The sequence below is a fragment of the Paenarthrobacter sp. 10L420 genome (genome assembly GCF_056395385.1).
This window is the reverse complement of sequence record NZ_JBFTJK010000006.1, coordinates 204,990-219,580: the sequence shown is the minus strand read 5'-3', so window position 1 is coordinate 219,580 and position 14,591 is coordinate 204,990. Positions and strand designations below refer to the sequence as shown.

16 protein-coding genes are annotated in these 14,591 nt (G+C 60.2%); 6 read left to right on the top strand and 10 right to left on the bottom strand.

What is annotated here, in order from left to right:
• Nucleotides 1-19: 19 nt before the first annotated feature.
• Genes AC1DD5_RS11870 through AC1DD5_RS11860 form a run of 3 tightly spaced genes read right to left on the bottom strand, consistent with a single transcriptional unit; the run spans nucleotide 20 to nucleotide 2,046 of the window.
• On the bottom strand, nucleotides 20-649 hold the full coding sequence (locus AC1DD5_RS11870; RefSeq protein WP_477521536.1) for an energy-coupling factor transporter transmembrane component T family protein: 630 nt from the start codon (nucleotides 647-649) through the stop codon (nucleotides 20-22).
• The gene (locus tag AC1DD5_RS11865; protein WP_477521535.1) at nucleotides 646-1,398 is read right to left on the bottom strand and encodes an energy-coupling factor ABC transporter ATP-binding protein; all 753 of its coding nucleotides are present in this window, start codon (nucleotides 1,396-1,398) and stop codon (nucleotides 646-648) included. Before AC1DD5_RS11865 ends, AC1DD5_RS11870 begins: the two co-directional genes overlap by 4 nt.
• A gap of 33 nt (nucleotides 1,399-1,431) precedes the next feature.
• On the bottom strand, nucleotides 1,432-2,046 hold the full coding sequence (locus AC1DD5_RS11860; protein WP_477521534.1) for a biotin transporter BioY: 615 nt from the start codon (nucleotides 2,044-2,046) through the stop codon (nucleotides 1,432-1,434).
• A 278-nt stretch (nucleotides 2,047-2,324) separates the two neighbouring features.
• Between AC1DD5_RS11860 and AC1DD5_RS11855 the strand changes: the two genes are divergently transcribed.
• Nucleotides 2,325-3,923: an ABC-F family ATP-binding cassette domain-containing protein gene (locus AC1DD5_RS11855; RefSeq protein WP_477521533.1), complete on the top strand. Its 1,599-nt coding sequence runs from the start codon at nucleotides 2,325-2,327 to the stop codon at nucleotides 3,921-3,923.
• A gap of 227 nt (nucleotides 3,924-4,150) precedes the next feature.
• Here the strand turns inward: AC1DD5_RS11855 and AC1DD5_RS11850 are convergent, their stop codons facing one another.
• The 4 genes from AC1DD5_RS11850 to AC1DD5_RS11835 are packed head-to-tail and all read right to left on the bottom strand — an operon-like array spanning nucleotide 4,151 to nucleotide 6,265.
• The gene (locus AC1DD5_RS11850) at nucleotides 4,151-4,636 is read right to left on the bottom strand and encodes a YbaK/EbsC family protein (RefSeq protein WP_442017856.1); all 486 of its coding nucleotides are present in this window, start codon (nucleotides 4,634-4,636) and stop codon (nucleotides 4,151-4,153) included.
• Nucleotides 4,620-5,492 carry an SURF1 family cytochrome oxidase biogenesis protein gene (locus tag AC1DD5_RS11845; RefSeq protein ID WP_442017855.1) on the bottom strand — a complete coding sequence of 291 codons (873 nt, stop codon included), beginning with the start codon at nucleotides 5,490-5,492 and terminating at the stop codon, nucleotides 4,620-4,622. The genes AC1DD5_RS11850 and AC1DD5_RS11845 overlap by 17 nt, the downstream gene beginning before the upstream one ends.
• Nucleotides 5,493-5,768 carry a hypothetical protein gene (locus tag AC1DD5_RS11840; protein WP_442017854.1) on the bottom strand — a complete coding sequence of 92 codons (276 nt, stop codon included), beginning with the start codon at nucleotides 5,766-5,768 and terminating at the stop codon, nucleotides 5,493-5,495. It abuts the gene before it with no gap.
• A complete protein-coding gene (locus tag AC1DD5_RS11835) occupies nucleotides 5,765-6,265 on the bottom strand; it encodes a DUF3099 domain-containing protein (protein WP_442017853.1) in 501 nt (166 codons plus the stop codon). The genes AC1DD5_RS11840 and AC1DD5_RS11835 overlap by 4 nt, the downstream gene beginning before the upstream one ends.
• Before the next feature lie 152 nt (nucleotides 6,266-6,417).
• Between AC1DD5_RS11835 and AC1DD5_RS11830 the strand changes: the two genes are divergently transcribed.
• The 3 genes from AC1DD5_RS11830 (at nucleotide 6,418) to AC1DD5_RS11820 (ending at nucleotide 9,812) form a co-directional block, all read left to right on the top strand.
• On the top strand, nucleotides 6,418-7,143 hold the full coding sequence (locus AC1DD5_RS11830; protein WP_223932850.1) for a beta-ketoacyl-ACP reductase: 726 nt from the start codon (nucleotides 6,418-6,420) through the stop codon (nucleotides 7,141-7,143).
• Nucleotides 7,144-7,268: 125 nt separating this feature from the next.
• Nucleotides 7,269-8,021 carry an SDR family oxidoreductase gene (locus tag AC1DD5_RS11825; RefSeq protein WP_442005369.1) on the top strand — a complete coding sequence of 251 codons (753 nt, stop codon included), beginning with the start codon at nucleotides 7,269-7,271 and terminating at the stop codon, nucleotides 8,019-8,021.
• Nucleotides 8,022-8,309: 288 nt separating this feature from the next.
• Entirely contained in the window at nucleotides 8,310-9,812 is a 1,503-nt protein-coding gene (locus AC1DD5_RS11820) for a sugar ABC transporter ATP-binding protein (RefSeq protein WP_442017852.1), read from the top strand.
• Between the two features lie 80 nt (nucleotides 9,813-9,892).
• Here the strand turns inward: AC1DD5_RS11820 and AC1DD5_RS11815 are convergent, their stop codons facing one another.
• Both AC1DD5_RS11815 and AC1DD5_RS11810 read right to left on the bottom strand, forming a co-directional pair.
• Nucleotides 9,893-10,261, bottom strand: coding sequence for a hypothetical protein (locus tag AC1DD5_RS11815; RefSeq protein ID WP_442017851.1), 369 nt, complete (start codon nucleotides 10,259-10,261; stop codon nucleotides 9,893-9,895).
• 328 nt (nucleotides 10,262-10,589) lie between these two features.
• Nucleotides 10,590-11,039 carry a hypothetical protein gene (locus AC1DD5_RS11810; RefSeq protein ID WP_442017850.1) on the bottom strand — a complete coding sequence of 150 codons (450 nt, stop codon included), beginning with the start codon at nucleotides 11,037-11,039 and terminating at the stop codon, nucleotides 10,590-10,592.
• A 191-nt stretch (nucleotides 11,040-11,230) separates the two neighbouring features.
• Here AC1DD5_RS11810 and AC1DD5_RS11805 point away from each other — a divergent pair, with 191 nt between their 5' ends.
• On the top strand, nucleotides 11,231-12,781 hold the full coding sequence (locus AC1DD5_RS11805) for a SpaH/EbpB family LPXTG-anchored major pilin (protein ID WP_442017849.1): 1,551 nt from the start codon (nucleotides 11,231-11,233) through the stop codon (nucleotides 12,779-12,781).
• Nucleotides 12,782-12,792: 11 nt separating this feature from the next.
• Here AC1DD5_RS11805 and serB read toward each other — a convergent pair whose 3' ends face one another.
• Nucleotides 12,793-13,686: a phosphoserine phosphatase SerB gene (serB, locus tag AC1DD5_RS11800; protein ID WP_442005364.1), complete on the bottom strand. Its 894-nt coding sequence runs from the start codon at nucleotides 13,684-13,686 to the stop codon at nucleotides 12,793-12,795.
• A 111-nt stretch (nucleotides 13,687-13,797) separates the two neighbouring features.
• Between serB and AC1DD5_RS11795 the strand changes: the two genes are divergently transcribed.
• Entirely contained in the window at nucleotides 13,798-14,583 is a 786-nt protein-coding gene (locus tag AC1DD5_RS11795; RefSeq protein ID WP_442017848.1) for an ABC transporter ATP-binding protein, read from the top strand.
• The last annotated feature ends 8 nt before the right edge of the window (nucleotides 14,584-14,591 follow it).

Genomic DNA, 14,591 nt, shown 5'->3' with positions numbered 1-14,591 from the left:
AAACAACCACGAATGCCAGCTACTTGGGCTCGTCAGGTTCCCCGAGTCCTCGGGCGGCCAAGGCGTCGCCTGTTTGGCGTGCATAAGCGACCGTCGTGATAAAGACGGGGAGTACCAATGCCCTGGGATTGCGTTCAAGTCCGCGGGCGCGGGCGGCATCCCTTACGTCCGAAAAGGCACCAGCAATGAAGGGGATGCTCCTGAGCATCACGGCAATGGTGAGTGCGAAGCGCTCGGGATCGGCACCAAAGCGCTGGAACGGTTTGGCGAGGGAGACAACGCCGTCCAACAGGTCCTGGACGGGTGTGGTGGCAGTCAGAACCGAGGCTGCGACGACGCACACCAGGACGTTCAGGACGATGCGTGCAGCCGTGGGGGCACCTAATTGCCACCATTGGAACAATCCGATCACCACGAGGATGGGCGTCACCATCCATATGGCACGCATCAGACGGCGCAAACCGGCCCCGCTCAGCAGGAACAAGCCGCACATGATGGCGAAGACCAGCAGCGAAACTGCCCAGTCGACAATCAGGAAGGACGCGGTTCCGCACCCTGCAACCACCAGGAATTTCAGCCACAACGGGGTTCGGTGGATGGGCGAGTTGCCCGGCACATAGTTTGCTATCAGGAAGCCGTGGCCCCTCATAACCGGCCTCGCCCCGGAAGTTCCCCAAAGCCCGGAACCTCGTCGAGTGCAGTTGCGCATAGCTCCCGGTACCGTGCAACACCTTCAGCCGCACCGCCGTCGAAGACTATCCGCCCCGACTCCACCACGAGGACGCGGTCCATCTCCAACGCAAGGTCGAGGTCGTGGGTGGACATGACGACTTGTTGCTCCAGGCCCGCCAAGGTGCGCCGCAGCAGCTCGCGATTCCGCAGGTCAAGGAGGGTGGATGGCTCGTCGAGGACCAACACTTTGGGATTGACGGCGAGGACTGCCGCTAAGGCGAGCAACTGGCGCTCCCCGCCGGAGAGCTCATAGATGCTCTGGTCTGCCAGGGGCAGCAGGCCAAACCTGTCAAGAACGGCCTCCGCGTGCGCGGCTCGTTCCCGCGTGTTCTTAATGGTGCGCCGCAGGGAGAGTTCAACGTCTTCACGGCCGGTAGGCATGACCAATTGCGACAAGGGATCGGTAAAGACGAACCCGACGTTCGCACGGACCCGGCGCACGGCTCTAACTGTGTCATCGCCGTGGACTTCAACAGTTCCGTCGCTGGGCTCCACCAGGCCGTTCAACAGCCGTAGCAACGTGGATTTTCCGGAACCGTTTGCCCCGATGACGCCAATTCGCCGCTCCGTAAGGCTCAAGGAAACATCGTGCAGCAGGGTCTTGGACGTGATGCTGCCATCAATGGCTACACGAACCGAGACCCTGCTGAAACTGATGGAGTTCATAGAGTGATTGTGTCTGACTTTGTCGGACGGAGGCTATTTGACCCTGCGGACCAGGACGTCCGGGAAGGCCTTGTGGATAGCCACTGCAATGATCACTGCGAGGACATTTTTGATGATGTCCCCGGGGTAGAACGCGAGGTCGGCAATGAAGGCCTTGGTGAAGTCCAGCTTGCCGTTCACCATCATGCCCAGGACGCCAAGGCCGTGGATGAGGACGATGCTGCTGACCATGGCGGCAGCAAACAGCAGCAGCGAACGGTTCCGGACCGTCTTACGGATAATCAGGGCGGCCAGATAGCCTGTTGCCGCCGCTGCAAGGGGGAACGCGATGATGTAGCCTGCCGACGCAGTAGCCAGGATGCCCAGTCCGCTGCGGCCGCCGCTGAAGATCGGCAACCCGGCCAGGCCAAGGAGGACATAAAGCCCGACGGCGGCGAATCCGCGCCCGGGGCCAAGCACCAGGCCGCTCAGCATCACAGTGAGGGTCACCAAGGTGATCGGCACGCCAAGGGCGCCAACCGGAATGCCGGGAACGATCGCGGACGCTGCCACCAGGGCTGCGAAGACGGCAATGAGGCCGAGGTCTGTGGCGGTCCATCGCTTGCGCGAAGAGTTGCGCTCCACAGAAGCGGAGGTGGTTTGGCTCATGACGGGTCCTATCAGGAAATGCTGTGGGTGCGAGGTTGAAGTTTGTTTCCCCCAACAGTGAGGATACGGAGCTTGGGAAGGGGCTTTTTTGGAGCCTCTCCACAACTGTGGACATTAATCCTGTGTGAAATGGCACAATCAGCCCTTCAGGCGGCGTTATGTCCGGGGGAGGGCAGGCTGCCGGTAGACTTGAACAGGCTGTTCTCACGGCCGTCCCCGCCGCAACTACCGGGCCAACCGGTCACGCAGGCGTTCCCCATTGAAAGGCATCACCCGAATTGATTACCGTCCAGGAACTCGAACTCCGCGCCGGCGCACGCCTGCTCATGGACAAGGTCAACTTCAGGGTGGACAAAGGGGACAAGATCGGCCTCGTTGGCCGCAACGGGGCGGGCAAGACAACCCTGACCCGTGTCCTCGCAGGCGAAGGCCTTCCGGCAGGCGGCAAAGTGACCCGCAGCGGCGAGATCGGTTACCTGCCCCAGGATCCCCGCACCCCGGACATGGAGCAGCTCGCCCGTGACCGCATCCTCTCTGCACGTGGATTGGACGTGGTGGTGGGGAAGCTGAAGAAGGCACAGGCCGAGATGGCCAGCGAGGATGACGCCATCCAGCGCAAAGCCATGAACCGCTACGACCGCTTGGAAACTGAGTTCCTGGCCGGCGGAGGATACGCCGCCGAAGCGGAGGCAGCCGCGATCTCCTCCAACCTTGCGCTCCCTGAACGCATCCTCAACCAGCCGCTGAAGACCCTCTCCGGTGGCCAGCGCCGTCGTGTTGAGCTCGCCCGCATTCTGTATTCCTCGGCAGAAACCCTGCTCCTCGACGAACCCACCAACCACCTCGACGCCGATTCCATCACCTGGCTGCGCGACTTCCTCAAGGACCACCAAGGCGGACTGATCGTGATCAGCCACGACGTCGAACTGCTGGAAGCCACGGTCAACAAGGTCTACCATCTTGATGCGAACAGGGCCCAGATCGACTACTACAACATGGGCTGGAAGCGCTATCTCCAGCAGCGCGAAACGGATGAACGAGCCCGCAAGCGCGAACGCGCCAATGCTGAAAAGAAGGCCCAGGTCCTCATCGACCAAGCCAACAAGATGCGTGCCAAGGCAACAAAAGCTGTCGCAGCGCAGAACATGGCAAAGCGTGCTGAACGTCTCCTCGGCGGCTTGGAAGCGGTCCGCGAAAACGATCGCGTCGCCGCCCTGCGCTTCCCGGATCCGTCCCCGTGCGGCAAGACCCCACTGACCGCCGAAGGGCTCAGCAAGTCCTACGGCTCACTGGAGATTTTCACTGACGTGGACCTGGCGATCGATCGCGGCTCCAAGGTGGTCATCCTTGGCCTCAACGGCGCCGGCAAGACTACCCTCCTGAGAATGCTTGCAGGCGTGGACAAGCCGGACACCGGCGACATCATCCCGGGACACGGATTGAAAGTGGGCTACTACGCCCAGGAACACGAAACCCTGGATCACGATCGCACGGTCCTTGAAAACATGCGTTCCTCCGCACCTGACATGAAGGACGCCGAGGTCCGCGGCATTCTGGGTTCGTTCCTGTTCTCAGGTGACGACGTCGAAAAGCCGGCGGGAGTTCTGTCCGGCGGTGAGAAGACCCGGCTGGCCCTCGCGACCATCGTTGCCTCCAGCGCCAACGTGCTGCTCCTCGACGAGCCCACCAACAACCTGGACCCAGCCAGCCGCGCGGAAATCCTCGGTGCGCTGAAGAACTACAGCGGCGCCGTCGTCATGGTCAGTCACGATGAGGGTGCCGTCTCAGCCCTGAATCCGGAACGCGTGGTGCTGCTGCCGGACGGTGTTGAAGATCACTGGAACGAGGACTACCTGGACCTGATCACCTTGGCCTAGTCCGCCTCGCCGTCCGCTGCGGACCGTGCTTCGTTCCGCTGCGCGGCGCACAGCGCGTTGTGGTTGCGTTCCGCTTCGCGGCGCGCTCGATGTGCCGCTGCGCAACGTGCTGGGTTCCGCTGCGCACCCCGCCGGATTTGCCGCGTGCTCGCTCGTTCCTCGCTTGGACGCACGCTACACAAATCCACCGCGCTGCTCCGCTCGTGAGCCAGTCGCCTTCGCGGGGGCTAGCGGACCTGCAACGGCTCGGCGTTCGTTATCCTTTGCAGCTGGTCGTAGGTGATGGAGAACATTGAATTGTGGTCTCCGGCGCCGGCCCACAGTAGTGGGTGTTCTTGCAGCGAGGTGTCCAGGATGGTTCTTATGCGTTGTGGGTGACCGATAGGCGCGACTCCGCCCACCTCCTGGCCGGTGTGTTTCAGCACGAAATCTGGCTTCGCGCGGCGGATCTTTTCGGTTCCCAGGAGTTTGGCTACCAGTGTCGTATCTACCTTTGCGGCTCCGCTGGCGAGTATCAGCAAAGGTTTGCCGTCGAGTTTGAAGATCAGGCTGTTCGTAATGGCCGCAACGTCACATCCAAGGACGGAGGCCGCGGCAGCAGCGGTGGGCACCTTGTCCTCGAAGATCCGGACGGTGTCCTCAGCGCCTGCCGCCGTAAGGGCCGACTTGACGTTGAGAACTGGGTCCGGAACCGCTTCAGTAACCTTGGGCATCCAGGATTGCGTCTTCCTCTTCTTCTGACGTGGGGCGCTTGTTCTTTCGGTTTGCCGACACGCGGCGCTTGGGCGGCCCGTTGGCAGCAATAACTTCCTCGGCGTCGTCTTCGTCCTCTTCAGCGTCGATGGCAGCGTTACGCGCCTGCTGCCTGGCTGCGTAGCCGAAACCAATGAACATCAGGACGCCGAAGGCAAACCACTGCAGGGAGTACGAGAGGTGCGTGCCCTCTTCCGTGGCTGGTTTGGGGAACGGCGTGGGCATGGGTTGGACTGCGGGATCTTCGCTGGCCAGCTGCCCATAGGCGCCCGTCGCGATGGGGTAGGGGAGTTCGCTTGCAAAGCTGGCCAGGTCAATGGATGGCAGTTGTCCATCCACCGCACCGCGGTCCAGCTTCGGTTCCGTTGGCTTGAGGCGGGCAACCACGGTCACTTCGCCCGCGGGAGGTGCCGGAACGACGTCGGGACGGCCCGGCGTGTTGTTGCCAATCGGCAACCAGCCGCGGTCGATAACTACCGCGTCGCCGGTGGTGAGGCGGAAAGGAACCACGACGTCGTAACCTGGCTGCCCGTTCAACGGACGGTTCCGTACAACGCGCTGGCCATTCAGGTCATAACTACCCCGCAGTTCCACCTGGGTCCACTCCCGCTCGGGGTCCAGGGTGCGGAACTGGTCCTTGATCCCAGCGAAGGGGACAGGCGTCGCGGAGTAGTTGTTCACCACGCGGTTGATCTCAGCCAGCGTCTCTGCCCGCCGATCCATTTGCCAGCGGCCGAGGAACACGCATGCTGTGGCGAAGATAACGGCCAGAACGAAATAGCCCAGCCACTTGCTGGAGAAAAGGAAACGATACATTCAGCGGGCCTCGCCAACAGCAGCGTCATCTGCCTCGAAAGGGACGGTCTCTTTCCAGAGGCCCCGCGTTTGGAGGTAGTCCTCAAGCCACTCGCGATGCTCGTTGCACGAAAGCCAAACCTTCCGCCGTTCGGGGGTATGGATCCGGGGGTTATTCCACAGGAGTTGCCACGCCGCCCCCTCCCGGCATCCCTTACGGGAGCACAGGGCGGAGCCACTGGCGCGATCGGACTCCTGGCTGCCCAAACCGGCGCCGCCAAGGTTAAAGATGTTCATGAAGCCGCCCGTTCGTTGCCGGCGTCCCCGGCCTTCGGTGTATGAGTCGCGTCAGGCCCTGTTTCCTGACTTGGTGGATCATCGTCCACCAACTCGCCTTTTAGCACGGTGACGTTGTCCGTCGATTCCTCTTCGATGGGCAGCGAAGAGCCCTCGATTTCCGCTGTTCCCACGTAGTCCAGCAAGGAATCGCTGTGATCCTCGGCTTTGTCGCTGCCATTGGCAATGACCACGGCTATCCAGGGAAGGAACACGGCGCCGGCCACGGCGATTATTTTCAACCAGCCGTCCACCACGAAGATCAGGATGATGCAGACCATGCGAATACCCATCGCCACTGCGTACTTGATCATGCGCTCCCGCATGTCTTCCGAGTGGGCAGCCGCGGCATCGGTGATGCTGTGGACTTCGGGGTCGCCAGAGACGGCGTCCGGATCCCCGGGCACCTGCTGCAGGGGACTGTTTTCTCGTGTCACAACTGAATCATCACGCTCCAAAGGCTTCTCTCAATTCTCTCACCAAGGCGGTGGCCGCCCAAACCGCGGACAGGCCGGTTACCGGGCGGTTGGAGCACGTGCCCGATAAGATCGAGGCAGGAAATCCCCTCTTCACCGCAGCACACCCATGCCGCAGAACCTGGAGCGAAAGTATGTCTGAAGCAGTATCCACCGGCCGGAGCGTCCTCATCACCGGCGGCAACAGGGGCATCGGCCTGGCCATTGCCGAGTCCTTCCTCGCGAACGGTGACAAGGTGGCAGTGACCTATCGAAGCGAAACAGAACTGCCTGAAGGCATCCTGGGAGTCAAAGCCGATGTCACTGACGAAGCCTCGATCGATGCCGCCTTTAAGACAGTAGAAGAAGCGCACGGCCCGGTGGAGGTTTTGGTTGCCAACGCCGGCATCACCAAGGACACGCTGCTCCTGCGCATGAGTGAGGACGACTTCACCTCCGTGCTGGACACCAACCTCACCGGTGCGTTCCGCGTCATTAAGCGTGCTTCCAAGGGCATGATCCGTCTCCGCAAGGGCCGCGTGGTCCTCATCTCATCGGTCTCCGGGCTGTATGGCGCTCCGGGCCAGATCAACTACTCTGCCTCGAAGGCGGGCATGGTGGGCATCGCACGCTCGCTGACCCGCGAACTGGGCAGTCGGGGGATCACGGCCAACGTGGTTGCTCCGGGATTCATCAACACGGACATGACGGCAGAACTTCCCGAGGAAACCCAGAAGTCGTACCTGGCAAACGTGCCGGCAGGCCGTTTCGCCGAGGCTTCCGAGGTAGCCAATGTTGTGCGTTGGGTGGCCAGCGACGAGGCCGCCTACATTTCAGGGGCAGTGATTCCCGTTGACGGCGGTCTCGGGATGGGCCACTAAAGCGGCCCACTCCGAGGCAAACAGCAGGTTTTTGTCGCCAGCCGACAACGGGGGTCGAGTCGGTCGCTGGCATGATGGAACCCGGGACCACACATTTTTAGATGAAGTGAACAAAAGGAGCACGAATGGGAATGCTGGATAACAAGACCGCGATCGTCACGGGATCTTCGCGTGGCATCGGTGCTGAAGTCGCCAAGATCCTCGCGGGTGAGGGCGCCGCTGTGGTCGTCAACTACCGTCAGAAGGCACCGCGCGCCAACAAGGTCGTCGCTGAAATCCAGGCAGCGGGCGGCCGCGCTGCGGCCGTGGGTGCAGACCTCACCACCGACGAAGGCGTTCACACTCTTGCCAGCACCGCAATGGAGCAGTTCGGCTCGCTTGACGTGCTGGTGCTGAACGCATCCGGTGGCATGGAGTCCGGCATGGAGGAGGGCTACGCGCTCAAGCTAAACCGCGACGCCCAGATCAACATGCTCAATGCGGCTGTGCCGCTCATGCGCGAAGGCTCGCGCGTCGTCTTCGTCACCAGCCACCAGGCGCATTTCGTGGAGACCGTTCCCACCATGCCTGAATACGAGCCGGTAGCAAAGAGCAAGCGCGCCGGTGAGGACGCACTGCGCGCACTCCTGCCCGACCTTGCCGACAAAGGCATCTCGCTGGTGGTTGTTTCCGGTGACATGATCGAGGGCACTGTGACGGCCACCCTGCTTGACCGCTCCAACCCGGGCGCCATCGAGGCCCGCCGCGCAGAAGCAGGCAAGTTGTATTCCGTTGAAGAATTTGCGGCAGAGGTCGCCAAGATGGTGACGGCCGACGTCGAAACCGGCCACACCGAATACGTGGGTGGAGCAGACTACTTCGGCAAATCCGCCGAGTAGGCACCCTGGCAGAATTAGTTGTGGCCCGGACACGCGTCCGGGCCACAACTGTTTAACCGTCCAGATGCCAATCAAAGTGGACCATGACAATTTGATAAATTGTTCAGTTTCCTGCAACACGAAATACTAAAAGTTGTTTCAAGTTCCCGCTTTTGCATTTGGGGAACCTATCTGATTGAATCTGCAAGGCGTCGTCGTCCCTAAATGCAAGCAAACTGTATTAAGCCAAGGTAGGAACTTTATGGCAGTGTCCAGGGTCGAGCCCACTACTGTGAACTAGGAGCATCTTTGGACCTGTTACTGCACGCTGATGATATTCATGCGTCCTACGATCAAAGGCGCATCCTCAAGGGCGTGGAGCTTTCCCTCCACCGCGGCGAGATCCTGGGATTAATCGGGACCAATGGTGCGGGCAAAACCACTCTCATGGGCGTATTGGCAGGATCCCATAAGCACGATGACGGGCGTATCATGCTGGCTGGCGAGAAATACGGACCGGATTCCATGGAGGAAGCGCAGGCCTGCGGCGTCGGCCTCATCCCGCAAAACTTCCGCCTCGACCCTGAACTGTCCGTCGCCAAGGCCATTTTTCGCGGAACTTTTCAAGCTGACAAATCCCATGATGAACTCCGGATTCAGGCGGTTAAACTCATCAAGGACATCGGGATCACCTTGGATCCGGACGTGAAAGTAGGCACGCTGATCCGTGCCGAGCAGACACTCGTGGAAGTTCTGAGAATGGTGGCCGAAGAAGCCCAACTCGTCATCATGGACGAAGTTGCTGCGTCGCTACCGGATCATGACGTCGCCGTCCTGCATCAAGTTTTGCGGATGCTCGTCGGGCAGGGGCGTGCGATCATCTACATCACCCATCGCCTTGATGAAGTCCGCTCCATAGCCCACCGCATCGCTGTCATGCGGGACGGCAAGGTCCACAAAATCCTGGAAGCCAGTCGGACAGACGTCGACGAGCTCGCTTTCCTCTTGCTTCAGCACAAGCTGGCCAACACCTCCAGACCCACTGATCCGGCACCCGGAGATGAAGCTATGCGGGTGGTTGAGCTCACTGTGGAAGACAGTATCCGCGATATTTCCTTCAGCGTATCCAAAGGTGAGATTTTCGGGTTGGCGGGAACACATCGCTCAGGCATATATCAATTGCTTGAAGCGCTTGTGGGTATTCACCCGAGTACCTCGGGCCAGATTTTCATGCAAGGAAAACCAGTACAGATCCGAGGGCTGCAGGATGCACTGCGTTTGAAGATCGGTTACTTGTCAGACACCGCAGACACCCTGGAATCGGCAGGTGGAATCGTTGAAGGCCTTCAGCGCAGTGACGATACGGCCGGGGCCAATTTACAGGAAGAGATCACTCAGCTTCGTGGCGTGATCGAACTGGTTCGCCGTATGCGCATCAACACGACAAACATCCATGGCGCCATCACCACTCTTTCGGGTGGCGATCGCCAGAAGGTGCAGCTTGCCAAGTGGATGACGAGCGACTGCGATGTGTTGATCCTTAGCCACCCCAGCCGCGGTATAGATGTTGGGGCCAAAGAGACGGTGTACAGGATGCTCCAGGAGCTCAGCCGAACCGGGGTTGCGATCATCCTGTTGTCGTCGGATTTGTCGGAACTGGTCAGCTGGTGCCATCGGATTGGTGTGATGCGCAACGGCGAAATGGTAGCCATAGAGGCTAATGCCAATACCAACGAAGACGCCCTGGTACACCATATGCTGGGCGAGAAGTTCACGTCCGGCAGTGGGGAAGCCCGTCGCGTGAAGAGTTGACTGCAGTGTGCCTTCCTGACGTGAAACCGAAAGGGGCGACCGCGAATGTGCGGCCGCCCCTTTCGCTCTTACGGGGAAGATCAGATGGTAATTCCCTTGGCAAGATTGCTGAGCTTGTGGCGCGCCAATGCAAGGTTTGCGTAGGTGCGGTCAAGCACCAAGTAGACAAACAGGCCCTTGGAACCGCCTGAGTTAAGAACGTTGATCAGGTGGTACTGCGAACCCAGGGTGATGAGGATGTCTTCGATATCGCTATCCACGTGCAGGTCGGCCATGGTGCGGAGTTTTGCACTGACAACATTCGAGTTACCGGCAGCGGCCACTCCCAGGTCAAAGCCAGGACTTCCGCCCTGGGCCAAAGCCATTCCGCTGGAGTAGTCCACGACGGCCGCGCCTGTTGCGCCCTCGATGGACAGCAACTGCTTTATGGATTCGTCAAGCGTGCTCATATTTTGTTCTTCCTTTTCTTTTTTATCATCACCGATATGTGTGAAGTAGACCGCCACGGGCTGCTGGTACACCGGTGCATTACGAAGTGATTCATCCTCATGGGCATGCACTTCAGCAGGAACATGCTTTTCCCGACGTTGCCACCATCTTCGTGCGTGCCGCGAACGATTCACTTTCTGCCCCTGCTGGTCTTAATCCCGGGCCGCCTAATGCATCACGACTCCGTCTTGGAATTTCCAACAATACACATTAAGAAGCCACCGGAACGCACTGTCTCAAGAAGCGAACCAGTTAGTGACAATCGCATAAATTATTCGAAAGTTGGCGTCACGAAATGCGACCCCGGGCTTCGGAGGCGCTTCTGTGCAGCGTCTTTCGATTAATGAAAGCGACGTTAATAATGTGGTCTCCTCCAGCTTCCGTCGTATTTTGGAAGATCACTTGATACGGAGTACGCCGAATCAAAAGGGCTATCCCGTCAGGAGCCCTGTCGGGCGTTTTGGACGCATTGGCGAGCATGTCCCGGAAACCCGGGTGGTTTTCCACGTGCCCCCGGATCCCGGATTGATCAAAAGACGCCAGGGTAGACAACCACACAGTTCCATCTGCCTCGATAACTCCGTGAGCCGGGTACACCACGTGGCCGGTTTCGGTGGCGAAGCCGAAGTCTGTTGGAAAGATCTTGAACCGCGCACACCAAGCGGCGAAGTGCTTCCTCAGCACACCGTCAGGATCTGCTGAAACAACAGATCTGAAAAGGGTTTCATGCTCCGGCAACGCATCTCCTTCGGATGGGCAAGCCGATGTTCGCTCACCGGCAAGGGTCACATCTGATGAGTGTCCTGAAAGCGCCAATCGTTTCGCTGAAAACCCTGTGAAATGCGCAACATGAACCCTGTGGTCCCGCTACTCGAATGGTGGAGGTCCCTGGGCAACTGCCCGGGGCACCATCAATCGAAGGGACAAGTGTGATAAATCAACGCGCATCACGGCACTGGCGAGCGGCCACTGCCACCTTGGTCGGGGCGGTGCTGACTGTGTCATTTTCCGTTGCCCCAGCTTCGGCCGCACCCGTGATTGGCAGCGACCAAACCGGTTCCATCACCGTTCACAAGTTCGAGAAGCCGACCGGTGGAGGCGGCGGCGGGAACAACGGCGGCGGACACGGTGGCGGCGGCAGTAATGGCAGCGGGAACGGTGGCGGCGATAACAACTTTTCCCGCGCCGTTCCTGACACCACCGCGCTGACGCCCCTGGCTGGCATTGAGTTCACGGTCCAGCAGGTCAACACCATTGATCTATCCACCAATGCGGGCTGGGACGCGGCACACAACCTCAGCGGTGTATTTGCGGCGTCTGACCCGTCCGGTTCCATCACAGGCGCTGGATACACCCTCGGTGCCGGGCAGGCCCAGATCACTGCCGCCGACGGCACTGCCGTCTTTGCCAACCTGCCCATAGGCCTGTATCTAGTGACCGAGACGAACTACCCGGCCGGAGTCACCCCATCGGCCCCGTTCCTTATCTCGGTGCCGCTAACCGATCCGGACAACCAGGACAACTGGATCTACGACGTCGACGTGTACCCGAAGAACTCTGTTTCGGGTGCGGAGAAGATCGTCACTGATGCTCCCGACGTCAAGCTGGGCGACCAGGTCGATTGGACGATCACAGCTGATATCCCGAACGAGGCTGTGATCGACGGTTACAAGGTGGTGGATCAGCTCGACCCCAAACTGACCTACGTCGGTGCGACGGCCATGCTCGAGAACGGTCCCGAACTTGCTGAAGGAACCGATTACGTTGTGAGCTTCGATCCCACGACCAACACCGTCTCGGTGGTCTTCACCGATGGCGGGCGTGCCTTCCTGGCCAGCTACACCGAAACCCGTGTGCGGATCGTAGTGAGCACCAAGGTCAACACCATCGGGGAGATCGAAAACGAAGCACTCGTCTACCCGAACGCTGCGAGCTTCAGCATCACCCCCGGCCAGCCGGGAGGGCCAATCGTAACGCCGCCTGTCGCTACCAAATGGGGCGGGATGACGTTGCAGAAGGTGGACGAGAATGCTGCCGCCCTGGCCGGCGCTTCTTTCTCGGTCTACACCAATGAGGCTGATGCCAAGGCAGGCACCAACCCCGTGGATATTGAAGGCCAAAGCGTCTTCACCGTTGCCGGCGATGGAACCTTGACCATTTCAGGCCTGCGCTACTCGGATTGGGCCAACGGTGCGGCCGTTGCCCCTGGGGACGCGGACTACCGCACCTACTACCTGGTGGAGACCACAGCGCCGGCAGGGTACGAACTGCTCGCCGAGCCTGTGTCCTTCCTGATCAACTCCACCACCACAGCCGTCGGTATTGACCTGAGCGTGAAGAACATCCCGTCCAACAACGGCTTTGAACTGCCGCTGACTGGCGGCGTGGGAACCGGCATTCTTTACGCAGCCGGTGCTCTGCTGGTCATTGGTGCCGGCTTGTTGTTCGTCCGCAACCGCAGGGCGGGTAGGAACAGCTAAGCACGTGGGCTTCAGACGTTGGCGATGTGCCGCACCGCATCAAGGTACGGCATGTTGATGACGGCGTCTGCCGCTGCACGGACGGCCGGTTTGGCGTTGAAGGCAACGCCAATTCCGGCCGTCCCCAGCATGTCGAGGTCGTTGGCGCCGTCGCCCACAGCGATGGTGTGCTCAAGGTCGATCCCCTCAGCGGCTGCCCACTCACGCAGGTACTTCTCCTTAGCCGCGCGATCAATCACGTCGCCCAGCACCCTGCCCGTCAAAGCGCCATCGACGATTTCCAACTCGTTGGCAATCCAGTAGTCCAGGCCGAGTTCTTCAGCGATGGGCCCCAGGATCTGGTTGAAGCCGCCGGAAACAACAGCCACCACGTGGCCTGCCTCCTTGAACGCGGCCACCAGTTCTGCTGCACCAAGGCTGAGGCGCACTTCCGCGCGAACTGAATCGACGACGGCGGCAGGCAGCCCTGCGAGCACCTCAACGCGGGCGTACAGGCTCTGGGCGAAATCCAGCTCCCCACGCATGGCCGCTTCGGTAACAGCTGCAACTTCATCGCGCTTGCCCGCATACGCCGCAAGCAACTCGATGACTTCCTGCTGGATCAGCGTTGAATCCACATCCATGATGAGGAGTTTCCTGGGAGCCTGGCGAAGGGCCTCCGGAACGATCGCAGTATCTACTCCGGCATTCGCGGCCTCAGCCACCCGCCGTCGAATAGCACTTAGTTCTGCAGGTGTGATTGCATCAACGGCGAGACCGGCCGTGTGAACACCGAAGCGGTCGTCCCCGGAATGTGATTCCGATGACACTGCGGCACCGGCATCAGCCAGCACTTTGCGCACGTTATCAAGCGATTCAGGGGACAAATTCACGCCATAGCTGACCGCAGCCAAGTTCGAAGTCATGGCCTCAATCCTACTGAGCGTGCCAGGTTCACCCGAATTCGTTTCTCCGCAGCAGCGAGCACCTATGCCCGGTTATCAGTCATCTGTATTTTTGTCCTAGTGTCTACTGCTATGAGTGATGTTCTGGAATTGGCTTCCGTCAGCGTTGTCCGAGGCAAGAAGACCCTGCTGGACAAGGTTGACTGGCAGGTCAACGAAGGCGAACGCTGGGTCATTCTTGGCCCCAACGGCGCAGGCAAAACCACACTTCTCCAGATTGCTGCAGCACGCATGCACCCGTCCAGCGGAAGGGCAGGGATCCTTGACGAAACCCTGGGCCGGGTGGACGTCTTTGAACTGCGCCCCCGGATTGGCCTTTCCTCGGCAGCACTCGCTACCCAGATTCCGGAACACGAGAACGTCCTCAATGTCGTAGTTACCGCGGCCTATGGCGTCACGGGCCGCTGGCGTGAAGGATACGAGCGCGACGACGAGCGTCGCGCCTTTGGCCTTCTGAACGACTGGGGGATGGGCCCGCTGCTCAACCGCACGTTTGCCACTCTCTCCGAAGGTGAGCGGAAGCGGGTGCAGATCGCGCGCGCACTCATGACCGATCCCGAACTCCTGCTCCTGGATGAACCGGCGGCCGGACTGGACCTCGGGGGGCGCGAAGAGCTCGTACACAAACTTGGTGAACTGGCCAAGGACGAGGCGGCTCCGGCGATGGTCCTGGTTACCCACCACCTCGAAGAAGTTCCCCCGGGATTCACCCACGCAATGCTGCTGCGCGAAGGTGGAGTAGTGGCAGCTGGTGCCATCAAGGACGTTCTCACGGACGAACACCTGAGCAACACCTTCGGCCTTGCCCTGGACGTCACGGAAAACGCCGGCCGCTATACCGCAACCGCACGCCGCTAGGCGAACTC